This window comes from Streptomyces sp. NBC_00846, from assembly GCF_045207325.1.
Classification (GTDB): Bacteria; Actinomycetota; Actinomycetes; order Streptomycetales; family Streptomycetaceae; genus Streptomyces.
The window spans coordinates 4,354,119-4,374,491 of the sequence record NZ_CP108846.1; the positions used below are offsets into that span (position 1 = coordinate 4,354,119).

Annotated in this window: 20 protein-coding genes and 1 pseudogene; 9 read left to right on the forward strand and 12 right to left on the reverse strand. The window is 70.9% G+C overall.

Annotation, left to right across the window (positions count from 1 at the left end):
- Window positions 1-258 precede the first annotated feature (258 nt).
- Window positions 259-2,169: an amidohydrolase gene (locus OG936_RS20105; RefSeq protein WP_406496412.1), complete on the reverse strand. Its 1,911-nt coding sequence runs from the start codon at window positions 2,167-2,169 to the stop codon at window positions 259-261.
- 113 nt (window positions 2,170-2,282) lie between these two features.
- Between OG936_RS20105 and OG936_RS20110 the strand changes: the two genes are divergently transcribed.
- On the forward strand, window positions 2,283-3,299 hold the full coding sequence (locus OG936_RS20110) for a LacI family DNA-binding transcriptional regulator (protein WP_406496413.1): 1,017 nt from the start codon (window positions 2,283-2,285) through the stop codon (window positions 3,297-3,299).
- 124 nt (window positions 3,300-3,423) lie between these two features.
- Here the strand turns inward: OG936_RS20110 and OG936_RS20115 are convergent, their stop codons facing one another.
- Window positions 3,424-4,407 (reverse strand): GlxA family transcriptional regulator, encoded by a 984-nt coding sequence (locus OG936_RS20115; protein ID WP_406496414.1) that lies wholly within the window; start codon window positions 4,405-4,407, stop codon window positions 3,424-3,426.
- A gap of 199 nt (window positions 4,408-4,606) precedes the next feature.
- On the opposite strand from OG936_RS20115, the gene OG936_RS20120 reads away from it, so the two are divergent.
- The gene (locus OG936_RS20120) at window positions 4,607-5,845 is read left to right on the forward strand and encodes an MFS transporter (RefSeq protein ID WP_406500520.1); all 1,239 of its coding nucleotides are present in this window, start codon (window positions 4,607-4,609) and stop codon (window positions 5,843-5,845) included.
- A complete protein-coding gene (locus tag OG936_RS20125; protein WP_406496415.1) occupies window positions 5,842-6,288 on the forward strand; it encodes a DUF2809 domain-containing protein in 447 nt (148 codons plus the stop codon). Before OG936_RS20120 ends, OG936_RS20125 begins: the two co-directional genes overlap by 4 nt.
- Here the strand turns inward: OG936_RS20125 and OG936_RS20130 are convergent.
- Window positions 6,245-6,574, reverse strand: a complete 330-nt coding sequence (locus OG936_RS20130; RefSeq protein ID WP_406496417.1) for a hypothetical protein — start codon at window positions 6,572-6,574, stop codon at window positions 6,245-6,247. The genes OG936_RS20125 and OG936_RS20130 overlap by 44 nt on opposite strands.
- A gap of 174 nt (window positions 6,575-6,748) precedes the next feature.
- Here OG936_RS20130 and OG936_RS20135 point away from each other — a divergent pair.
- Window positions 6,749-6,958, forward strand: a pseudogene (locus OG936_RS20135) (MFS transporter); the annotation flags it as partial.
- 119 nt (window positions 6,959-7,077) lie between these two features.
- Here OG936_RS20135 and OG936_RS20140 read toward each other — a convergent pair.
- From OG936_RS20140 to OG936_RS20155, 4 genes are all read right to left on the reverse strand, one after another.
- The gene (locus tag OG936_RS20140; protein ID WP_406496419.1) at window positions 7,078-7,851 is read right to left on the reverse strand and encodes a helix-turn-helix domain-containing protein; all 774 of its coding nucleotides are present in this window, start codon (window positions 7,849-7,851) and stop codon (window positions 7,078-7,080) included.
- Between the two features lie 379 nt (window positions 7,852-8,230).
- Window positions 8,231-8,845: a flavin reductase family protein gene (locus tag OG936_RS20145; RefSeq protein WP_406500521.1), complete on the reverse strand. Its 615-nt coding sequence runs from the start codon at window positions 8,843-8,845 to the stop codon at window positions 8,231-8,233.
- A gap of 163 nt (window positions 8,846-9,008) precedes the next feature.
- Window positions 9,009-9,218: a DUF397 domain-containing protein gene (locus OG936_RS20150; RefSeq protein ID WP_406496420.1), complete on the reverse strand. Its 210-nt coding sequence runs from the start codon at window positions 9,216-9,218 to the stop codon at window positions 9,009-9,011.
- Window positions 9,215-10,093: a helix-turn-helix transcriptional regulator gene (locus OG936_RS20155; RefSeq protein ID WP_406496422.1), complete on the reverse strand. Its 879-nt coding sequence runs from the start codon at window positions 10,091-10,093 to the stop codon at window positions 9,215-9,217. The genes OG936_RS20150 and OG936_RS20155 overlap by 4 nt, the downstream gene beginning before the upstream one ends.
- A gap of 155 nt (window positions 10,094-10,248) precedes the next feature.
- Here OG936_RS20155 and OG936_RS20160 point away from each other — a divergent pair, with 155 nt between their 5' ends.
- The 3 genes from OG936_RS20160 to OG936_RS20170 all read left to right on the forward strand — a co-directional run bounded on the left by OG936_RS20160 (window position 10,249) and on the right by OG936_RS20170 (window position 12,761).
- The gene (locus OG936_RS20160) at window positions 10,249-10,689 is read left to right on the forward strand and encodes an ATP-binding protein (protein WP_406496424.1); all 441 of its coding nucleotides are present in this window, start codon (window positions 10,249-10,251) and stop codon (window positions 10,687-10,689) included.
- Window positions 10,690-10,964: 275 nt separating this feature from the next.
- A complete protein-coding gene (locus tag OG936_RS20165; protein WP_406496426.1) occupies window positions 10,965-11,879 on the forward strand; it encodes a helix-turn-helix domain-containing protein in 915 nt (304 codons plus the stop codon).
- A gap of 9 nt (window positions 11,880-11,888) precedes the next feature.
- Complete coding sequence (locus OG936_RS20170; protein WP_406496427.1) at window positions 11,889-12,761, forward strand: hypothetical protein; 873 nt, start codon at window positions 11,889-11,891, stop codon at window positions 12,759-12,761.
- Window positions 12,762-12,862: 101 nt separating this feature from the next.
- Here OG936_RS20170 and OG936_RS20175 read toward each other — a convergent pair whose 3' ends face one another.
- The 3 genes from OG936_RS20175 to OG936_RS20185 all read right to left on the reverse strand — a co-directional run bounded on the left by OG936_RS20175 (window position 12,863) and on the right by OG936_RS20185 (window position 17,700).
- Window positions 12,863-13,693: an enoyl-CoA hydratase/isomerase family protein gene (locus OG936_RS20175; protein WP_406496428.1), complete on the reverse strand. Its 831-nt coding sequence runs from the start codon at window positions 13,691-13,693 to the stop codon at window positions 12,863-12,865.
- A 43-nt stretch (window positions 13,694-13,736) separates the two neighbouring features.
- Complete coding sequence (locus tag OG936_RS20180; protein WP_406496430.1) at window positions 13,737-15,965, reverse strand: acetate--CoA ligase family protein; 2,229 nt, start codon at window positions 15,963-15,965, stop codon at window positions 13,737-13,739.
- A gap of 547 nt (window positions 15,966-16,512) precedes the next feature.
- The gene (locus tag OG936_RS20185) at window positions 16,513-17,700 is read right to left on the reverse strand and encodes a flavin-containing monooxygenase (RefSeq protein ID WP_406496432.1); all 1,188 of its coding nucleotides are present in this window, start codon (window positions 17,698-17,700) and stop codon (window positions 16,513-16,515) included.
- Between the two features lie 190 nt (window positions 17,701-17,890).
- Here OG936_RS20185 and OG936_RS20190 point away from each other — a divergent pair, with 190 nt between their 5' ends.
- Complete coding sequence (locus tag OG936_RS20190; protein ID WP_383758636.1) at window positions 17,891-18,343, forward strand: DoxX family membrane protein; 453 nt, start codon at window positions 17,891-17,893, stop codon at window positions 18,341-18,343.
- Window positions 18,340-18,756, forward strand: a complete 417-nt coding sequence (locus OG936_RS20195) for a Zn-ribbon domain-containing OB-fold protein (RefSeq protein WP_406496434.1) — start codon at window positions 18,340-18,342, stop codon at window positions 18,754-18,756. Before OG936_RS20190 ends, OG936_RS20195 begins: the two co-directional genes overlap by 4 nt.
- A 4-nt stretch (window positions 18,757-18,760) precedes the next feature.
- Here the strand turns inward: OG936_RS20195 and OG936_RS20200 are convergent, their stop codons facing one another.
- Both OG936_RS20200 and htpX read right to left on the reverse strand, forming a co-directional pair.
- Complete coding sequence (locus OG936_RS20200) at window positions 18,761-19,345, reverse strand: hypothetical protein (protein WP_406496435.1); 585 nt, start codon at window positions 19,343-19,345, stop codon at window positions 18,761-18,763.
- 9 nt (window positions 19,346-19,354) lie between these two features.
- Window positions 19,355-20,266: a zinc metalloprotease HtpX gene (htpX, locus tag OG936_RS20205; protein ID WP_406496436.1), complete on the reverse strand. Its 912-nt coding sequence runs from the start codon at window positions 20,264-20,266 to the stop codon at window positions 19,355-19,357.
- Window positions 20,267-20,373: the final 107 nt, after the last annotated feature.

The window sequence follows — 20,373 nt, forward strand, 5'->3', positions numbered from 1 at the left end:
GCAAGGGTCACCAGGGGCAATGCCGTGCAGTTGGCGCCGGGTGGCCGGTGTCAAGGGGTGCGGGTGGCCGGCCGGGTGAATCCGTGGGGCGGAGCTGCGGCGCGCCACCGGCCCGGCGGTGAGACACCGCCGGGCCGGTGGCGTGGGGGCAGCGGGAAGTGAGCGGCCGGTGCGGCCGCCCCTGCCGGACGGCGTTCCGTGCGGGGCGTAACCCGAACGGGCGCCGTTCGCCGAGCAGGGGCGCGGAGCCAAGGACCGCTAAGGCCGGTCGTCGCCGTGGCCGCAGGCGCTGTGTCGTCCGCCGTGCACCGCCGCGTATGCCGACGGGCGGGGCGCGGTGGCGGCCCGGTCGAGTCGCGCGGCCGCGGCCCGTCCCGCCGAGGTGTGCGCGTCGTGGACGACCCGGCCGCCCACCAGGGTCAGCTCGACACGGGTGTCACTGATGTCCGCCACCGGGCATTCCGTTACATCACGGTCGAGAACGATCAGATCCGCGGCCAGACCGGGCCGGACTGTTCCCGTCAGCTGGTCCATGCGCAGCTGCCATGCCGTCCCGTGCGTGTGCATGCGCAGCGCCGACGTACGGCTCAGCCCCTCCAGCTCCTGGTAGAGCGGCCCGTCGCCCTCCGCGCCCGTGCGGTCGATCGCCGTACGGATCTGGTTCCACACCTGGAGCGGGTCCACCGGCCAGTCCGAGCCGCCCGAGAGCCGGGCCCCGTGCCGCTCCAGGGAGCGGGCGGGGTACATCCACCGGTGCCGCTCGGGCCCGATGTACGGCAGGAGGGCGTCCATCGTCCACGTGTCCTGTTCCGCCCACTGGAGCTGCATGCAGGCCACCACGTCCAGTGCGGCGAACCGCCCCAGATCCGCCGGGTCCACCAGCTGGAGGTGAGCGATGGTGTTCCGGGCACCGCGCAGCCCGGTCGCGCGCCGGGCGTACGCGTACCCGTCGAGCGCCGAGCGCACCGCGCGGTCACCGAGCCCATGGGCATGCATCTGCCAGCCGGCCCGGTTGAAGGCCGCGGTCAGCTGCCCGTAATCCTGTCCAGAGACATACAACTCACCGCGGTTGTCCGTCGGGTGCCCCGAGTCGTCCAGATACGGCGCCAGGAGCGCCGCCGTCTGCGCCGGGTACTCGATCACCCCGTCGAGGAACACCTTGATCGTCCCGAACCGCAGCCCAGGTACGTTACGGAAGGAGCGCTGCAGCCCGGTCGCGTACGCGAGCGCCGCCTTCGGGTCCTTCGCCAGGTCTGCGTCGATCCCGATCGCGGGGACGATCCGCTGCAGCAGCGTCCCCGCGTTCGCCAGAGCCTGATACGTCGACAACCCGCTCTGCCCGACATTCGCGTCCATCATCGTGGTCACCCCGGAGGCCGCCGCCTGGGCGAGGACCCGCGAGCAGGCGGCGACCAGATCGGCCTCGCTCGGCTCCGGGATGTGGCGGGTCACCAGGGGCTGTGCGTCGTCCTTGAGCACCCCGCTGGGCTTCCCGTCCGGCCCCTTCACGATCTTTCCGGCCACCGGATCGGGGGTCGCCGCGGTGATGCCGGCGATCTCCAGGGCGCGGCCGTTGACCCAGGTGTTGTGGCCGTCGCTCCCGAGGAGGGCGATCGGGCGTCGGGTGGGAAGGGTGTCGAGCAGGGAGTGGTGGGGAAGAGTGCCACGCGGCAGCAGCCCGATCGGGTTCCAGTCCGAGACCACCAGCCAGCCGTCGGGCTCCTGGCCGGGCGTGTCCTTGAGGAAACCCGTGAGGATCGCCAGGAGTTCCTCGGCGGTCGTCTCGGCGCCCTCCAGGGAGGGGCGCAGCGAACGCTCGCCCGCGCCGAGCGGGTGCACATGGCCGTCGTGGATGCCGCTCATCACGGTCGCCCCGCGCGCGTCGACGATTTCGGTGTCCCGCCCGGCGAGGTGGTGCAGTTCGCGGCCCCGGCCGGTGGCGAGAATCCGGCCGTCGTGCCCGACGGCCACGGCCTCGACGGGTCGGGCGCCGGGGAGCCCGGTGAACACCCGTGCGTTGTGGATGACCAGGGCCGCGGCACGGCGGTGCGCGGCGCCCCGCTGCGCGGCGGCCGCGGGGCCTGCCGCCGCACCCACCAGTCCGGCCGCACCCACCAGTCCGGCCGCGCCCGCGGCGAGCACGCTCCGCCGAGCGAAAGAAGAAGTCATGACCACTCCAAGGGTTGGGCTGCATTGCTGTGGCCGGACCCTCATTGATTAACGCCGTAACCAGAACCCACCCTGGACGACGGAATCCGCACGGCAATCCATACGATGGCGCCATGTCAGGGCCCACCCTCGCCGATGTCGCCCGCGCGGCGGAGGTCTCCACCGCCACCGTCTCGCACGCTCTCAACGAAACCGGCCGGCTCGCCGACGCCACGCGCCGCCGGGTCCGCGAGGTGGCCACCGCGCTCGGCTACGGCGCCCGGTGGACCCCACGGACCGGGGGGACCCTGGGCGTGGCCGTCACGACCTACGCCGGATCGGCCTGGAACTTCCTCGAAGTCCCGTACTTCGCCCGGCTCCTGACCGCCGCCACCGCCACCGCGCACGCCCACGGCTACGCCCTGACCATCCTCCCCGCAGCCCGCGGGGCCGAGGCGCCGTGGCACACCCTCACCGTGGACGGCATGCTGCTCCTCGACAGCCCCGCAGGCGACCCGGTGCTGCGTGCCCTGCGCGCCCGAGGCATCCCGCTCGTCTTCGACGGCCGGCCCGTCGATCCGAGGCCCGGGGACGTCTGGGTCGACAACGACCACACCGCCACCACCCGCGAGGTCCTCGGCCACCTGGCGGCCTCGGGCGCCCGGCGGATCGCCCTGCACGCCGGGTACGGCGACGAGCACTACACCCGGGCCGTGACCCGCGCGTACGAGCAGTGGTGCCACGAGCACGGCCGGACGCCACTGCTCCTCACCTTCGACCCGTACGACGCCCCGGGCCACGGCTTCGACGCGGTCTTCGCCGCCCGTGCCTGCGACGCGGTCTACACGGTCTACGACCCCGGCGGCCGCCAGGTCCTGGCCGCAGCGGCCCGCCACGGCCTGCGTATCCCCGACGACCTCCTCCTCGTCTGCGCCAGCGAGGACCCGGCCTACGCCGAGAACGATCCGCCGGTGAGCACCGTGACCCTGCGCCCCACGACGATCGCCGAGACCGCGGTGACGGCCCTGGTCTCCCTCCTTTCTCCCACCGCCCCGCCACCACCCCCTGGCGCCCTGACCGTTCCGGCGGTCCTGCACCTCCGCGGCTCCTCACGCCGCCGCACCCGGCCCAGCCCACAAGGGCCACCGTGATCCGACGGAAGGCCTGCACACGACCGAAGCCGGTCCGGCGTGCCGCGTCTCGCTCCGCGGGCCCGGCCGTGCGCGCGTGCGAGACGGGCGCGGCGGTCGACGTCGCCGTGCCGGAGGGGGCCGCCTATGCCCTCCCCGCCCGGAACGTTCGCCGGTAAGCCGTCGGGGACACCCCCAGCGCCGCCTGGAGGTGCTGCCGCAGCGAGGTGGGTGTCCCGAAGCCCGCGTTCCGCGCCACCTGGTCGATCGACAGGTCCGTCGACTCCAGCAGTTGCCGGGCCCGTTCGACCCGCTGCCGGGTAAGCCACTGGACGGGGCTGACCCCGACCTCCTCCCGGAAGCGGCGGGTGAACGTCCGTACGCTCATCGACTCCTGCTGCGCCATGTCGCGCAGCAGGATCGGCCGTTCCAGCCGTCCGAGCGCCCAGGCACGTGCGGTGGTGGTGGCCGCGAACTGCGTCTCGGGCACGGGGCGTTGGATGTACTGCGCCTGCCCGCCGTCCCGGTGCGGGGGTACGACCGTGCGGCGGGCGACGTCATTGGCGACGGCGGTGCCGTGGTCGCGGCGCACGATGTGCAGGCAGAGGTCGATTCCGGCGGCGACCCCGGCGGAGGTCAGGACGTCGCCGTCGTCGATGAACAGGACGTCCGGGTCGACGCGGACCTTCGGGAAGAGCCGCTGGAAATGGTCGGCGGAGGACCAGTGCGTGGTGGCGGGCCGCCCGTCGAGATATCCGGCTGCGGCCAGCACGTAACTGCCCGTGCAGATGGAGACCATCCGGGTGCCCGGCCTGATGTGCGCGAACGCGGCGGCGAGCTCGTCGGTGAGCCTGCCCTCCGCGTAGGCGGGGCCCAGTTCGTAACTGGCGGGGATCACGACCGTGTCGGCGGTGGCCAGGGCCTCCGGACCGTGTTCCACGGTGATCGTGAAGTCCGCGTCGGTGCGGACCGGGCCCGGCGGGCGGACGGAACAGGTCACGACTTCATAGAGATTGCGGCCCTTGGTGCGCGGATCCGAACCGAGCGAACGGCCGAAGATCCTTTGGGGGATGCCCAGTTCGAAGGGGAGCAGCCCGTCGAGGGCCAGGACTGCGATGCGGTGCGGCACGGGCGGACTCCCTTCATCCCTAGCTGGTATAGACCTCCAGCTGGTACATGTCACTGCCGTGAAGGAAAAGTCAGCGGAGTACCCGCGCATTCCCGCCACGGAGCGCGCGAGCGTACCGTCCCCGTCGCCCCGTATATCGGATTCGACCCCTATCCCTGGCCGGGGCCGGGGCCAGGGCCAGGGCCCAATTCCGGGTCCAATTCCAGGCCCGGGCCCGGATCCGGAGCTGATCGGCCGCGGCCGGCCGGCCGAGCTCTGGAACCGTAACTTCCGGCTCTTCTTCGTCGCCCGTACCGCCGCGCTCTTCGGTGACGGCATGATCCCGGTGGCGCTCACCGCGGGCCTGCTGGGGGCGGGCCGGCCGCACTCGTCGGTGGGGTTCGCGCTCGCGGCCTGGATGGGACCGCTGGCCCTCTTCGTGCTCTTCGGCGGTGTACTGGCGGACCGGTTCACCCCCCGCCGGATGATGATCATCGCCGATGCGCTGCGGCTGGTCGGGGCCTCGGTGCTGGCGGTCTCCTTCGCCACCGGCAACCCGCCGCTGTGGGCGGTGTACGCGCTCAGCGCGGTGGCCGGTGTGGGCGCCGCGCTCTTCCAGCCGGGCGTCGCGTCGACCGTGCCACGGGTCGCCTCGGACGTGCAGCGCGCCAACGCGGTGCTCCGGGTCTCCGAGGCGCTGATGACCATGGCGGGCCCGGCCTTCGCGGGCATGCTCGTCGGATTCGCCAGCGCCGGGGCGGTCTACGCGGCGAACGCGTCGACGTTCCTGGTCTCCGGCCTGTGCCTGTTCCTGCTGCGGCTGGCCCCGCCCCCTGCGGACGAGGCTCGGCACGGCACCTTCGTCGCCGAACTGGTCGACGGGTGGCGGGAGTTCCGGGCCCGGAGCTGGCTGTGGGGGGTGATCGCGATCTGGACGGTGTACGGCTTCGCGGTGCTCGGCCCGATGCTTCCGCTCACCGCGGTCGAGGTCACCGAGGCGCACGGCTCGGGGACGTACGGCGTGATGATGGCGGTGAACGGCGCGGGCAGCGTCGCCGGTGGCCTGCTCGCCCTGCGCCTGAGACCGCGCCGCCCGCTCGCGGCGGGGGCCGTGGCGCTGACCGCGGTCTGTGTGAACCTGGTGGTGCTGGGCCTCGGAATGCCGGTGTCCGCGCTCGGGGTGGGGCAGTTCGTGGCGGGAGCGGCGTTCGCGTTCTGGCTGGTGATGTGGTCGACGACGGTGCAGACCCACGTGCCGCCGCAGGCGCTGAACCGGCTGCACGCGTACGACGTGGCGGGCTCGCTGCTGATGCTGGCGGCGGGCCGGGCGCTGGCCGGACCGGTCGCGGACCGGGTGGGCGCACCGGAGGTACTGCTGGCCGGAGCGGTGATCAACATGGTGGTGGTGGCGGTGCTGCTGGCGGCCCGGCCGATCCGGCGGCTGGAGCGGATCGGATGACCGGGGGAGGGCCGGAGACGGTCGTGCCCCGGGCGGCGCGGACGGCTCTGCGGGCCCGCGCGGTCGCGGCCGGGGCCGCGGCGCTGACCGTCGCCGCCGGGCTCGGGGTCAGGGCGGTCGCGGACGGTGCCGTCGCCAAGTACACCGGGGACGCGCTCTACACCGTGCTGATCTTCGCCCTGGCCACCGTGATCGCCCCGCGTGCGCGGCCGGCCGTCACGGCCGGGGCGGCGCTCGCGTTCAGCTGGGCGGTCGAGCTGCTGCAACTGACCGGGCTGCCCGCGGAACTCTCCCGGCACAGCGCGGTGGCGCGGCTGGTGCTCGGCTCGACCTTCAACGCACCCGACCTGTTCTGGTACGCGGTGGGGGCGGGGTGCGCCTGGGCCGTGGCGGCCCTGACTACTTGCTCCGGGAGCGCTCCTCGGACCGCTGCATCTCGATGACCTGGAAGACATGGGCGCTCGTCTGCCTGCGCACACTGCCGCCGACGAGCAGCGCCGCGCCGCACACGGACAAGGGCGCGGAGATCCCCAGAATGGCCAGTTGCTTCGGCCACTCGGTGATCATCTCGCAGTCGTTCGTGACCCGGTAGCAGTACGCGTCCTGCTGTTCCACCAGCAGGAAGCCCAGCCAGATCCACAGGGCGCAGGCAACGATCAGAAGCACGGCGCCCCAGCCCTGCATCAGCGCGGAGCGGTGGTGGAACTGCTGGCGTGCTACCCACTGCATGAGATCCCCCGGTTCGGTGTGTGGCGAAGACTTCGGTGTGCAACGACGGCGCGGCGTACGGCCGCCGACCGACAGGTGATCGTACGCACAGTGCTGGGAGCGACCGCGGTGCGTGGCCCGATCCCTGCGAAGGGTGGCCCTCCGGCCACTCGTGAGGAGGCATGTCGCGACCCGATGCTGAGTGACGTGACCCAGGCAACCGAAAGCGCCGCGCGGGACGACGACCGGCAGGCCACCCCCGCAGCCCCCGGCCGGCGCTCCCGCCGGCGCGTTCACCGTGCCTGGATCGTTGCCGTCGTCACTTTCGTGACGATCATCGGTGGTGCCGCCTTCAACTCTCTGCCCGGCCTCCTCATCGACCCGCTCCACGCGGAGTTCGCATGGTGATGCTTTGGGGAACTTGAAATCAGGTCTTGCGCTCTCTGCCAGTTTCCAACCGGGCGGGGCGGATTCGGCGGCAAGGCGCCCGTACGGGGCGGTCCCACAGGGGAGCGCCCGATCCCTCACTCCGGTGCCGTCGAGTACCGCTCGATGCTCGCGTGGCCTGTCGATCGGTCGAGTAGGCGCAGCTCCCACGGGCCCGTGTTCACATCGAAGTCCTTGCCGAACCCGACCCACTTGCCCGCCATACGTCGGCCCGTCGGCTCGATGAGTAGCTGAATCGCACCGTGGTACCGGGCGCCCTGGTAGTACCCGTCAGTCGCCGTCTGCTCGGTCCACGTACCAGTGACGACGTTCCGATCAACGGTGAGATCCAGAGACAACGGGCTGTCCGGGTTGGTCGACGCTCCAGGCAGGCTCTGGGCTGTCAGCCGGTTGCCGTGCTGGACGATCACGACGTGGTGCTTGCAGTCGAACGTCTCGTCACGGCTGGACGAGTAGAACTCGTACCGGGACAGCCAGATGCCCGCGTACTCGCTCTGCAGCCCTGGCTCCGGGCTTGTGGCAGCGTCAGCCGTGCCGACTTCCCCAGCCTCCATGTCGTGGCCTCCTGCCCCGTCCGAGTGGACGCGTGCCATCGGGATCGCGAACCCCAGTGACTCAGGGATACGGCCGGTGAACCGCTTCAGTGCCCGCGCATACAGCGGGCGGCATGTCCTGGTCTCCCCGGACTCCCAGCGTTGCACGAGTCGCTTGGAGGCGTGGTTCGGCTCCCCCAACTCCTCGCCTGCGCCGCGTAAGCCCCGGGCGAACTCGTCTTGGCTGAGGTTCATCGACTTGCGCACGGACGTCAGCACGTCGTTGGGGATTCGCTCCCGCTCGGCCGGAGTCGTCATGATCCGAGGGTAGCCACGTCACGCCTCCAATGACACCGGTTTGACGCCCTTGGGGTGGCACCGACATGACGCCCGAGGGACGCCTTGAACGTCGCCGCAATGGTCGTGATCGATCCGGAACATGGTCGTCATGTCCATCCGCATCAGCGCTTACACGGTGAGAGCCGACGGCACTCAGACCAAGCCACGAACCCTGTACGAGGGTGAGGGCGGGGAGCCTCTCGCTACTGGCCTCATGCCGCCGTGCCTGTGCCCCAAGTGCAGGGGCGGGCGACATGACCGGAGCACAGAGCCTTCGGGCGCCGCCGCGGGACTCGGCTGACAGTGCCGACCGGTCTCAGGCGGAGAGGTGCTGCGACCGTCAGGGCACGGTGAACGTTCACCCGCCGAGCGGCCCGAACTGCCCGAACATCCCCCGGTGGAACAGCAGCGGATCGCCCCCGTCCGCCGCCCCCAGCGCCTCCACCCGGCCCACCACGATCAGATGGTCGCCCCCGGTGTGGACGGCCTGGATGCGGCAGTCGATCCAGGCCGGTACGGAGTCCAGCAGCGGCGATCCGGTTGCGGGAGCCGCCTCGTACGCCACCCCTGCGAACTTGTCGGCCCCGCTCACCGCGAAGCTCCGGCACAGCGCACCCTGGTCCGCGCCCAGGATGTTGACGCAGAAGGCCCCGGCACGGGCGATGCGCGGCCAGGTAGTCGACGTACGGGCGACCATGAAGGTGACCAGCGGCGGGTCGAGCGAGAGCGACGCGAACGACTGGCAGGCGAAGCCCGCCGGACCCTCCGCGTCGTCCGGATCGTGCGCGGTGACGACGGTGACCCCGCTCGCGAAGTGCCCCAGTACGCGGCGGAATTCGGCCGGGTCGACCGGCAGCCGCTCGCCGTCGGCGACGGCCCGAAGATCCGGGCGCGGCAGTGGGTCGACCGGCGCCGTCCCTGCGGTGGTGGCGGCGCCGACGGACCTGAGGTACCGGACGGCGGTGGCGGCCATGCCTGCGTGTCCCATCACGCTCCCCATTGAAACTGACGACACGTCAGATAGGAAGGGCGAGGGAAGAGGGTTCCGGGCGCCAAAGGCCGCGAGTCCCGCCGCTGAGCCGGGCTGAGGCGCACCCCGAACCCGCCCGGGCCGGGGCCGGGGCGAGTCTTCAGGGTCAGCTACCGGCGGCGTACGTCACGAAGTGCGCCCACGCGGCGGGGGCTACGGCGAACCGGGGGCCCTGCGCGTTCTTCGAGTCGCGGACGTGGACGGTGCTGGGGGTGGTGGCGACCTCGACGCAGTCGTTGGGGTTGCTGCTGTCGCTGTAGCTGCTCTTGAACCACGCCAACTCGGAGCCGTCCCCAGCGGAGGTCTTCCGGATCATGTCTCTCCCAGCGCTCGCTCGATGAAGGCCAGCGACTCCCGTGCGCTGAGAGCCTCCGCCCGGATGATGCCATAGCGGAGTTCAAGGATCCGTAGCTGCTTCGGGCTGGAGACGGGACGACCGCCGAACTCGTCATCAGAGCGCCCGACTGCCGTGCCGTCCTCGAACTTCAGCATCTGGATCCGCCCACCTGTCCCAGGATGATCCCAATAGGCGGTCGGCATCACCTGAATTTCGACGTTGCGCAACTGTCCTACCTCCAGGAGGTGTTCCAGCTGCCTGCGCAGCACCATCTTGCCTCCAGTGGGGCGGCTGAGCGTCGCCTCTTCCTGGACGAAGCTCAGCTCGGGGGCCGGCGAGCGGTCGAAGATGGAGCGCCGGGCCATGCGGGCTGCGACACCACGCTCCACTTCGTCGTCCGACAGGGCTGGACGTCTCGTCCTCAGCAACGCCCGAGCGTGCTCCTCCGTCTGTAGGAGACCGTGCAGGTTGTGTTCGCCGTACGACAGCAGCTCGACCGCCCGCGCCTCCATCCGCGCCAGATCCCGAATCTTCTTCGGGTACCGGACCTCCGCCACGTCCTTCTTCATTGCGGCGATCAGCCCACCCGCTCCCAGCACCTCGTCCGCCCTGTCCAGATACTCCTGGCGCGGAATCCGTTTCCCGGCCTCGACCTTGTAGACCTGGTCCTCCCCGTACCCGATCGCCACACCGAACTCGGCGGCCCGCATCCCGGCCATCTCCCGGCGCAGCCTCAACTGCCGCCCCACCGTGGCGACGACGGCCGCACCCGACTCGTCGTCGGGGTCGACCTCCCAACCGGGCTCGTCCGCCTCGCCCCCGGACTGCTCCGTACCGTTCGCATCCACCCGCATCCGCGCCACCTCCGACGTGCCGTCACACCTCGACGCCCTCTACCCGCACGCCCCCTCCGGACAGCCCGGACAGCTCCGGACAACCACCGGACAGTCACCGTACGCATCCAGTCGATCACTGGTCAGCGTATGCGTGCCCGACCACGCTGAGTGACGTGAAACAAGAAATCACCCTCCCTCAACCCCCCGCCCACAGCCGCACGTTCACCGTGTTGCTCTCGCCCACCCGCCGGGGGGCCAGGTTGGCCCGGCTGCTCACCGTCGCGTATCTGGGCGAGTGGGGGATCCCGTCGGAGTCGGCCGCGCAGATCGTCGCCGAACTGGCCGCCAATGCCATGGTGCACGGCCGCGTACCGGGCAGGGACTTCCGGCTCGACCTCACGATCCACGACGGCGGCGCGCTCCTGCGGATCGAGGTGAGTGACGCCCGTGGCGAGCGACTTCCACCCGGTCCGGGCGGCACGGCCGTCCCGGACGGCGACAGCGAATCCGGGCGCGGTCTGCTCATCGTCGAGGCGCTCGCCGACCGTTGGGGTGTCAGTCCAGGGCCCTTCCCCCGTAAGGCCATCTGGGTCGAACTCGACCTCGTACCGTGACCGCCGCCACCGGGTCGCGGATATCCACGATCCGGTGGTCCGCGACGCGGCGCCGTGGGACATCAAAAGCCTTGAATACCTTGGGCAATGAACCTTCCCGAACCCACCCCACCTGCCGTCACCCACACGGGTGAGATTGTCCAACTGATCTGGATTCCGGGCTGGGTTGCTGACATATGCTCGCCGCGACAATCAACCCCAGACATGCGACGGCCCTCGGCCGGGACGGGCATCCCGATCGAGGGCCTGACCAACGAGGAAGAGATCGCTTCCCGATGGATACCCAGCAGATTAGCGTGCCCTCGCACGCCTCGTCCGGTGTCGTGCACGACAACTCCCGGCACAGCAGCCGTTTTACGGTCGTGGGCAACCACCTCACCCAGCACCGCGAGCTCTCCCTCACCGCGATCGGGCTCGCCGCGCACATCCAGTCCTTGCCTGCCGGGGCGGGGATCGGCATCAAGGATCTCGTCGGCCGCTTCCCGGAGAGCGAGGCCCGGATCGCCGCAGCGTTACGCGAACTCGAAGCCCACGGCTATCTGCGACGCACCCGGACGCGCCTGTCCAACGGCCGGATCGTCACCCGCACGGTCTCCTGCAACCAGCCTTCGGACCAGCGGCGCACGGACGCTTTGCCGGGCCGCGACTGCCCGCAGCGGACGATCCGTCCGCCCGCGCCCGTCCGGCCCTGTAGCGAGCCCGAGGCCGGCGACGCGCATCCGGCCAGGTCCCGGACCCACGCCAAGCCTGCGCCCCGTCGTGAGCCCGCGCCCTTGCTCGTACCGAAGCCGGCCTTCCCCGCCGTGTCCCTCCTCCGGACCGCCACCGACCTGCTCGCCGGGCTGCACCATCAGGACCCGCGCCTGCTGCTCTCCGCGCAGGACGTGGACGCCCTGGCCCCGGGGGTTGCCGCATGGCTGGAGCGCGAGGCCGGTCCCGCCGCCGTACAGCACGCCCTGACCACCGACCTTCCACCCGAGGGGATGCGCCGCCCCGCCGGTCTCCTCGCTCACCGGCTCACCGCCCGGCTTCCGTCACCGCCGCCATTCCGGGCCCCGGCCGATACCCCGCCCCGGCCGATCCCGCTGCAGAACTGCGAGGGCTGCGACCGGGCATTCCGTGCGGCGGAGCCAGGAGAGTGCTCCGACTGCCAGACCGACAACTCCCCTCCGACCGCTCAACAACTCTAGGAAACCCACATGGTCAGCTCGTCCCACGAGGCGATGCACCGCATCTTCCAGGAGTACCCGGGCCTGTTCTCCCGCGTCTCCGAGGTGCTGGGGGTCGAGATCGGCCCACCCGCCTCAGCCACCGTCATGCCCACCGACCTCACCGAGAACCGGCCTCTCGAACGCCGTGTCGACACCCTGCTGCGCATCGACATGGAGGACGACCGGTCCTACCTCCTGGCGATCGAGGCGCAGGGCAAGAAGGACCCGGATAAACCGGCGAGCTGGATGTACTACCTGTCCTACCTACAGGCGAAGTACAAACTGCCGCCCATGCTGCTGGTCGTCTGCCAGGACCGAGCCACCGCCGAATGGGCGACGCGCCCGTTCACCGTCGGCCACCCGCAATTACCCGTGCTCACCCTGCAAGCCCTCGTTGCGGGCCCGCACAACATGCCGGTGATCACGGATGTGGCCGAGGCCCGCAAGGACCTGGCGCTGGCCACGCTGGCCGCGATCACACACGCAGGCGATCCGGACATCGGTGCCATACTGAAAACGCTGTCGACCGCTCTGCGCGACGTACCGGAAACCATCGCCGACCCCATCGTCGAACTCACCGCACAGGGCCTGGGCAATCGCCCGGCCGCACAACAGTGGAGGAACCTGGTGGCCGTGGACCTTTCTTTCTACAAGTCATCCCTCTCGGAGGAGATCCGGGACGAGGGACGCGCGGATGGCATCGCGAGGAGCATCCTGCTCCTCCTCGCACAGGCCGGTATCGACGTACCCGACGAGGCGCGCGAACGCATCACAGGCTGCACGGACCTTGACGCTCTGAGCCGCTGGCTCCTGCGTGCTCCCACTGCCACATCGGTCGAGGACGTCTTCTCCGAGAAGTAGGTGGACTGCGGCCGGGACCCGCCGACCAGCGGGTCCCGGCCGCACAGATTGCAGGAGCCTCTCCGTAGCGGTGGGGGATGACGTGAACGCCCCCGGAGTCCTCAAAGCCCCCGGTACTTCGGCGTACGCCGTTCCACGAAGCTTGTTATGCCCTCGTTGGCGTCCTGTGTCGTCATATTGATCTCCTGGGCCATTGCTTCCGCCGCGAACGCCGTCGCGCGGTCGGAGTCCAGGGAGGCGTTCACCAACTGCTTGGTGAGGGCGATCGCGCGAGTCGGGCCGGCGGCCAGGCGCTGGGCCCACGCGTGGGCCGTCGCCGTCAGTTCCTCGTCCGGGACCACCCGGTTGACCAGACCCAGACGCTCCGCCTCCCGCGCCGGGAGCGAGTCGCCGAAGAACATCAGCTCCTTGGCGCGCTGCGGGCCGATCAGGCGCGGCAGCAGATACGCGCCGCCGCCGTCCGGTACGAGCCCGCGGCGCACGAACACCTCGATGAACTTCGCCGACTCGGCGGCCAGCACCAGATCGCAGGCGAACGCGAGGTGGGCGCCGATGCCCGCCGCCGTGCCGTTGACGGCCGCAACGACCGGCTTCTCGCAGTCCAGGACCGCGGCGATCAGCCGCTGCGCGCCGAGCCGGATCGTACGGGCCACATCCCCCGGCACCCGGTCGCCGGTCACGGGGGCCCCGCGCAGGTCGGCGCCCGCGCAGAAACCGCGGCCGGTGGCGGTGAGGACGACGGCCCGGACCGCCGGGTCGGCGGAGGCCTCGGAGAGCAGGCCGATGACGCGTTCGCGCTGGTCCCAGGTGAGGGCGTTCATCGCTTCGGGGCGGTTCAGCGTGATCCGGGAGACGCCGTTGTCAGTGGTGTGGAGTATCAATGATTCAGGCGACCCGGACGGGTCGGCGGTGTCTTCGGGGGAGGACGGCATGAGGCAACTCCTGGGTGGGTGGCCGGGGAAACGGCGGGACAGGTCAGCGGCAGACGGCGAGCGCGTCCAGCGCCACCGCGCCCTGCCCCCGCCCGAGCACCATCAGCGGGTTGATGTCGAGTTCGGCGAGGTCGTCGCCCAGTTCCAGGGCCATCCGCTGCACCCGCAGCACGACCTCGACGAGCGCGTCCACGTCCACCGGCGGACCGCCGCGTACGCCCTCCAGCAGGGCCCGGCCGCGCAGTTCGCCGAGCATCGAGCGCGCCTGGTCCTCGCCGAACGGCGGCACCCGTACCGCCGCGTCGTGCAGCACCTCGACCAGTACGCCACCGAGCCCGACCGTCACCGTCGGTCCGAACAACGCGTCCTGCGTGACACCGACCATCATCTCGACGCCCCGCTCGACCATCTGGCAGACCAGGATCCCGTCCAGCTCGACACCCTCGTACCGCGCGATGTCGGTCAGTTCGCGGTACGTGTCCCGCACCTGGCTGGCGGAGGTGAGCCCGACCTTGACCAGGCCGAGCTCGGTCTTGTGGGCGAGCCGGGCGCCCGAGGCCTTCATGACGACCGGGTAGCCGACCTGCCCCGCGGCCCGGACGGCCGCCGCCGCGCTGGTCACCAACTGCTCGCGCGGAACGCGGATTCCGTACGCCCGCAGCAGCTGCTTCGCCGCGTGCTCACTCAGCTGTCGGCCCGGGCGCATCAGTGCCTGCGCCTTGCGGAACGAGGGCGACGGCGTGCGCGGCGCCTCGTCGAAGGGCGAGCGGTACGAGGCGGCGAACCGGTGGTGGTCCAGATAGGCCTTCACGGCGGTGATGCAGTTGCCGAAGGTACGGAAGGTGGCGACGCGCGACGAGCCGAGCAGCGTCGTGCGGTACGCGTCCTCCGTACCGACGGGCGAGCCCCACACCACGCACACCAGCTTGTCCGTGGTCTCCGCCGCGTCCACCAGGTCCTGCGCGAGCTTGTCGCTCATCGGGGGGAAGGGGCCGGTGATCGGGCAGATCAGCACGCCGACGGCGGGGTCGGCGAGGATCGCGTCGATGATCTTCCGGCCGCGCCAGTCGCCGACCGGATGGCCGCCGTTGTCGACCGGGTTCGCCACGTTCAGATAGCCGGGAATCCACTCGTGCAGCTCGCGCTGCTTCTCCTGGGACAGAGTGGGAAGCCTCAGCCCCGCGCCGGTCGCCAGGTCCGAGAAGTGCGCGCCCGTGCCGCCCGAGATCGAATACACGACGACGCCGTCGGCCTGCGGCTTTCGGGCCCGGGCCAGCAGGGCCGCGGTGTCCTGGAGTTCGTCGAGCCCGTCCACCCGGATCACGCCGAACTGCCGCATCGCCGCGTCCACCACCTGGTCGGCGCCGGTCAGCTTGCCGGTGTGTGACGCGGCCGTCCTGGCGCCCGCCTCCGTACGCCCCACCTTGACCGCCACCACCGGAACGCCGGCCCGCGCCGCCCGGTCGGCGGCCAGCAGAAAGGAACGCCCGTCCTTGAGCCCCTCCACGTAACAGGCGATGGCCCCGACCTCGGGACGCTGCGAGAAGTACGAGATGAAGTCGGCGGTCTCCAGATCCGCCTCGTTGCCCGTGGGCGCCCAGTGCGAGAGCCGCACGCCCAGCTCCTGAAGGGCGTAGACGGGGCGACCCTGGTGACCGGACTGGGTGATCAGCGCGATCGCCGGCCCGTCCAGATCGTCGCGGAACTTCTCGAAGGCGTTGAGGTTGGTGTTCGGCCCGAGCAGCCGCAGCCCGGACCGCTCCACCGCCGCGGCCAGCCGCTCCTGGGCGGCAGCGCCCTCCTCGCCGGTCTCGGCGAACCCGGAGGCGAAGGCGACGGCGAACTTCACCTTGGCCTGAGCGAGTTCCTCGACCACCGGGAGCGGATCGCCGACCAGCAGCACCGCCAGATCGACCTGCTCCGGCAGGTCCGCGACAGAAGGAGAACAGGCCCGCCCGAACACGGACTTCCGGCTGGGATGCACCGGATGCAGCCGCGCCCCGACCCGCTCGGCCCAGCCGATCAGCTGCCGGGTGATCCCGGTATTGGGCCGCCCCTCGGTGTCGGAGGCGCCGATGACAGCCACGGACTCGGGCCGGAAGAACCGGTCCAGATCCGGCACGGACGCGTGCAGCGGGCGGCCGCTGACATCGAGATCGCCCTCCGCGGCGGCGGCCGCCATGCTGTGGACGATGGCATACGGCTCCTCGCCGCAGGCCACCACCCTGGCGCGGAAGTCGGTGGTGAGGGTGCCGTGAGTCGATCCAAGCATCGTTCCGCCCACTCCTGCTCGGGGTCCGTCGGGTGATCGTGCCCGGCCAGCCTGAAGCTGACACTCTGTCAGGTTACTGAACTGACGGCCCGTCAGGAATGGGTGTGCAGGCAAAGCCTGAACCGGACGCACTGATGTCCCGGGTGCTCGGGTGTTTCGGCATCTGGGTGCCTGGGCGCCTGGGTGCCTGGGCGCCTGGACGCCTGGGTGCCTGGACGCCCGGGTGTCCAGAGGTCCGGGTGTCCGGATACCCACTCCGGATTCCGGGCATGGCCCGGGCGCTCCTCTCCGCGCGGCAATGGCCCCTGCTCCTTCGCCCCCTGCGCGCGGACGTGACATCGCAGGGGGTGTCTGTCACGTTTGCACGCGAGGGGTGCCGGGCGCGGCGACCGCAGCGAGGGCTTCAGCATCGGCGAGTGGGCGATCTCGGCCGGCGCCCGCCCGGAATGCGCCACCTGGAACGCGCCACCCGGAATGCGCCACCCGGAATGCGCCACCCGGAAATGGGCCTGACGACCGTGCGGAGGTCCGATCCCGGAGTGGCCGGTCAGCGGATGCGTGAAAGTCTCTTGGCGATCTTCCGTGCGTCCAGGGCCAGTTCGCGGAGCATGCCGCTGATCGGGTTGGTGAACCCGGTGAAGTACAGGCCGGGGGCCTGCTTGGGCGTGCGGGCGCCGTGCGCCACCGGCCGGCCCCGGGTGTCCAGGACGCCGAGGTGGCCGACCAGGCTCTCCAGGGCCCGGTGGTAGCCCGTCGCCGCGATGACCGCGTCCGGGGTGATCCGGTCCCCGTCGGCCAGCACCACCGCGTCCCCGTCGAACGACTCGACGGCTGCCACCGGTACCACCCGGCCACCCTTCACCGCGTCGATCAGTCCCACGTCCTGCACCGGGATGGCACCGTCCCGGACCCGTGAGTACAGGCCGGTGTCGGGGCGCGGGAGCCCCTGTGCGGCGAGGTCGGGCACGGCGATCCGGGCCATCAGGCGCCCGGCCCGGTCGACGAGAGGGACCGGCAGCCTGCGTACCAGGATGCCGGTCGCCTGGGCGGGCCAGCCCGCGGTCGAGCGGCGCACGATGTGCGGCACGGTGCGCACGGCGATCCGAACCCGGGACGCCCCGCCCTTCACCAGGTCGGCGGCGATCTCGGCGCCCGTGTTGCCGATGCCGACGACGAGGACGTCCCGGCCCGTGTACGGGGCCGGATCGCGGTAGTCGGAGGCGTGCAGGAGGTCGCCGGTGAAGGTGTCGCGCCCGGGCCAGTCGGGGATGCGCGGGGTGTGGTTGTAGCCGGTGGCGACGACGACGGCCCGGCCGGTCAGCATCCGGCCACCGCTCGCGGTCAGCTGCCAGCCGGCTCCGTCCGGGGCCCGGTCGATTCGGGACACCTCGACGCCCGTCACCACTTCCAGCTCGTGGTGCTCGACGTACTTCTCCAGATAGCGCACCACGTCGTCCCTGGCCACCCAGCGACCGAACCGGCGCGGCATCGCCAGCCCCGGCAGCGCGGACCGGCGCCGGGTCGTGTGGAGGTGGAGCCGGTCGTAATGGCGGCGCCAGGACGCGCCCACGTTCCCGGACTTCTCCAGCACCACCGCCCGTACACCCTGCTCGCGCAGGGCCGCCGCGGCGGCGAGACCGCCCGGGCCGCCGCCGATGACGTACACGGGCCGGTCCTCGGTGAGGTCGGTCGGGGCAGGGGCGGGGCTACCGGCGGTAGGTGCTCTGTCGGGCATGGTTCGGAGCGTAATCGCGCAGTTACTTGATGGGTCTCGGTCAAGAGGGGAATCGATTGCGAATTGATCACGCGTGCGCGTTCCTGAACGCTTCCGTGGGCCGGTTGATTGTGCACGCCTCTTGCGGCAGGCCTCGCCATCAGGTGAACTGACGTACCGTCAGATTCTGGTTCCAGTGAGCGGGAGACCCATGCAGACGATCTGGCTCGGTGGCGCCGAGTGGCTCGCCGTCCTCCGGATAGGCCTCGGCCTGTGGTGGCTGGAGAGCTGGCGGCACAAGGACAAGAAGGGGTGGTTCGAGCGCGGTACGGGCATTGCCTGGGCCGCCGACGTCGCGGGCAAGCACCGGTGGGCGGCCGTACGCACGGGCTTCCGGCAGGTCGTTGCCCCGCGCCCCAAGGCCATGGCCTACCTCGTCGTGTACGCCGAACTCGCCCTGGGCCTCGGCCTGATCACCGGATTCCTCACACCCGTCGCGCTCGTCGCCGGCCTCCTGCTCAACCTCCTCTACCTGGTGCTGATGATCCACGACTGGGCCGAGCAGGGGCAGAACGCGATGATGGCGCTCATCTCGCTCGTCGCGCTGTTCGCGATGTCCTGGCAGACCTGGTCCCTCGACGACGCGATCGGACTTTTCCTGTGACCCCGGCAGCCGTACGTTTCGACCTTCCCGAGCCTGACGCCTTCACCCGCCCTTACTGGGACGCCGCCGCCCAGGGGCAGTTGCTGCTGCGCCGCTGCCGCGCCTGCGGGCGCGCCCACCACTACCCCCGCGAGTTCTGCCCGCACTGCTGGAGCGAGGACGTCGGCTGGGAACGGGCGACCGGGGGCGCGACGCTCTACACCTGGTCCGTCGTCCACCGCAACGACCTGCCGCCGTTCGGCGCCCGCGTGCCGTACACCGCCGCCGTCGTCGACCTGGCCGAGGGCCCGCGGATGATGACGGAGATCGTGGAGTGCGAGGAGCCGGACCTGGCGATCGGCATGGCGCTGCGGGTGGCCTTCCGGCGGGACGAGGGGCGCGAGACGGTGCCGGTCTTCCGGCCTCTGCGCTGACCCGTCACAGCCCCGGCGCCCCCCACACCGGGAACCACCGGGCCAGATCCTTCTCCATGCGGAGGTCGTCCCCCAGTACCGCCCTCGCCTGCAACTCCAGCTGGTTGTCGCGCTTCTCGACACTGCCGGGCAAGGGCGCGAACGGGTAGAACGTGCCGCGCTTGTAGAGATAGACCAGCGCCAGCGGACAGTCCCGCGTGTCCCGGAAGGCGATCAGTGAGCAGAGCAGCTGGGGCCCGAAGCCGCCGTCCTGGAGCAGGGTGTTGACCGCGTGCAGGTCGTTGACCAGAGAGGCCACGTCGTCGGGGGACTGGCGGGCGAGCAGCCAGGTGTACCCGTAGCTGTCCTGACTGAACTCCACCGGGATGCCGCCCTTGTCGGTGTCGGCGTCCAAGAGCTCCTGTACGTCCTGCTGGATACGGGCGAAGGTGCCGCCCTCGACGCCCGCGAAGCAGACCGAGCCGAGGCCGGTGGGGGTGAAGCCGGCGCCCGCCTGGAGGGTGAGGGCGGCGGAGGGCACGGCGAAGAGCTGGTCGAGGTCGGGGCGGACCGGTTTGCTGCGGCCCAGGATGGTGTCGAGAAGACCCATGGACGCTCCTTACGGGCGGGCGAGGTCGGCGGAGATGCGGGCCAGCTGGTCGAGGCGCTGTTCGAGAGTCGGGTGGGAGGAGAGCAGCCGGCTCAGGCTCTCCTTGGAGGAGAACGCGGGGACGAAGTAGAAGGCGTTGTACGGCTCCGCCTTGCGCAGGTCCTCGGTCGGGATGCGGGACATCTGACCGGTCACCTTCGTGAGGGCGGAGGCGAGCGCCGAGGGACGGCCGGTGAGCAGGGCGGCGGCGCGGTCGGCGGACAGCTCGCGGTAGCGCGAGAGCAGCCGGGTGAGCAGGAAGCTCAGGGCGTACACGACCGCGCTGATCAGCGGGATCAGCATGACCACGATGCCGACGGGGTCATTGCTCCGGCTGCTGCGGGAGAGGCCGCCCCACAGGGCTACGCGGGTGATGATCCCGGCGAGCACGCCGAGGAACGAGGCGATCGTCATGACGGCCACGTCCCGGTGCGCGACGTGCGACATCTCGTGCGCGAGCACGCCTTCCAGCTCCGGGGGGTCCAGTCTGCGCAGGAGCCCCGTGGTGGCGCAGACGAGAGAGGACTTCTCGTTGCGGCCGGTCGCGAAGGCGTTCGGTACGTCGCTCTGGGCGATGGCCACGCGCGGTTTCGGCATGTCGGCCAGGGCACAGATCCGGTCGATGGTGCCGTGCAGCTCGGGAGCCTCCTCCGGAGTGACCTCGCGGGCTCCCATGCTGAATGCCGCGATGCGGTCACTGAACCAGAACTGCGCGATGAACATGCCGCCGACGAGGATCAGAATGATCGGCCAGGCGCCGCGCAGCACCGCGAGCAGCACGCCGACCAGGACCACGTACAGCAAGCCGATCAGGAACATGGTGCTCACCATGCGTGTGGTCAGCCCGCGGTCCGGGGCGTAGCGGGAACGGATTCGGCTCATCGTTGCCTCCCAGTCGCCCTAGTGCTTTCCATCTTGCCCCTTTCCCGTGGAATGCGGAGATATGAGAGGCGAGGAGGGTAAGGAAGGTGAGGAGACTGGAGAGACCT

Coding starts and splice junctions, on each gene's coding strand:
- OG936_RS20200 (WP_406496435.1), bottom strand. CDS start 19,345: ATGGGTCTTCTCGACACCATCCTGGGCCGCAGCAAACCGGTCCGCCCC.
- OG936_RS20110 (WP_406496413.1), top strand. CDS start 2,283: ATGTCAGGGCCCACCCTCGCCGATGTCGCCCGCGCGGCGGAGGTCTCC.
- OG936_RS20190 (WP_383758636.1), top strand. CDS start 17,891: ATGCAGACGATCTGGCTCGGTGGCGCCGAGTGGCTCGCCGTCCTCCGG.
- htpX (WP_406496436.1), bottom strand. CDS start 20,266: ATGAGCCGAATCCGTTCCCGCTACGCCCCGGACCGCGGGCTGACCACA.
- OG936_RS20155 (WP_406496422.1), bottom strand. CDS start 10,093: ATGCGGGTGGATGCGAACGGTACGGAGCAGTCCGGGGGCGAGGCGGAC.
- OG936_RS20140 (WP_406496419.1), bottom strand. CDS start 7,851: ATGACGACTCCGGCCGAGCGGGAGCGAATCCCCAACGACGTGCTGACG.
- OG936_RS20150 (WP_406496420.1), bottom strand. CDS start 9,218: ATGATCCGGAAGACCTCCGCTGGGGACGGCTCCGAGTTGGCGTGGTTC.
- OG936_RS20125 (WP_406496415.1), top strand. CDS start 5,842: ATGACCGGGGGAGGGCCGGAGACGGTCGTGCCCCGGGCGGCGCGGACG.
- OG936_RS20105 (WP_406496412.1), bottom strand. CDS start 2,169: ATGACTTCTTCTTTCGCTCGGCGGAGCGTGCTCGCCGCGGGCGCGGCC.
- OG936_RS20165 (WP_406496426.1), top strand. CDS start 10,965: ATGGATACCCAGCAGATTAGCGTGCCCTCGCACGCCTCGTCCGGTGTC.
- OG936_RS20175 (WP_406496428.1), bottom strand. CDS start 13,693: ATGCCGTCCTCCCCCGAAGACACCGCCGACCCGTCCGGGTCGCCTGAA.
- OG936_RS20130 (WP_406496417.1), bottom strand. CDS start 6,574: ATGCAGTGGGTAGCACGCCAGCAGTTCCACCACCGCTCCGCGCTGATG.
- OG936_RS20170 (WP_406496427.1), top strand. CDS start 11,889: ATGGTCAGCTCGTCCCACGAGGCGATGCACCGCATCTTCCAGGAGTAC.
- OG936_RS20145 (WP_406500521.1), bottom strand. CDS start 8,845: ATGGCCGCCACCGCCGTCCGGTACCTCAGGTCCGTCGGCGCCGCCACC.
- OG936_RS20180 (WP_406496430.1), bottom strand. CDS start 15,965: ATGCTTGGATCGACTCACGGCACCCTCACCACCGACTTCCGCGCCAGG.
- OG936_RS20185 (WP_406496432.1), bottom strand. CDS start 17,700: ATGCCCGACAGAGCACCTACCGCCGGTAGCCCCGCCCCTGCCCCGACC.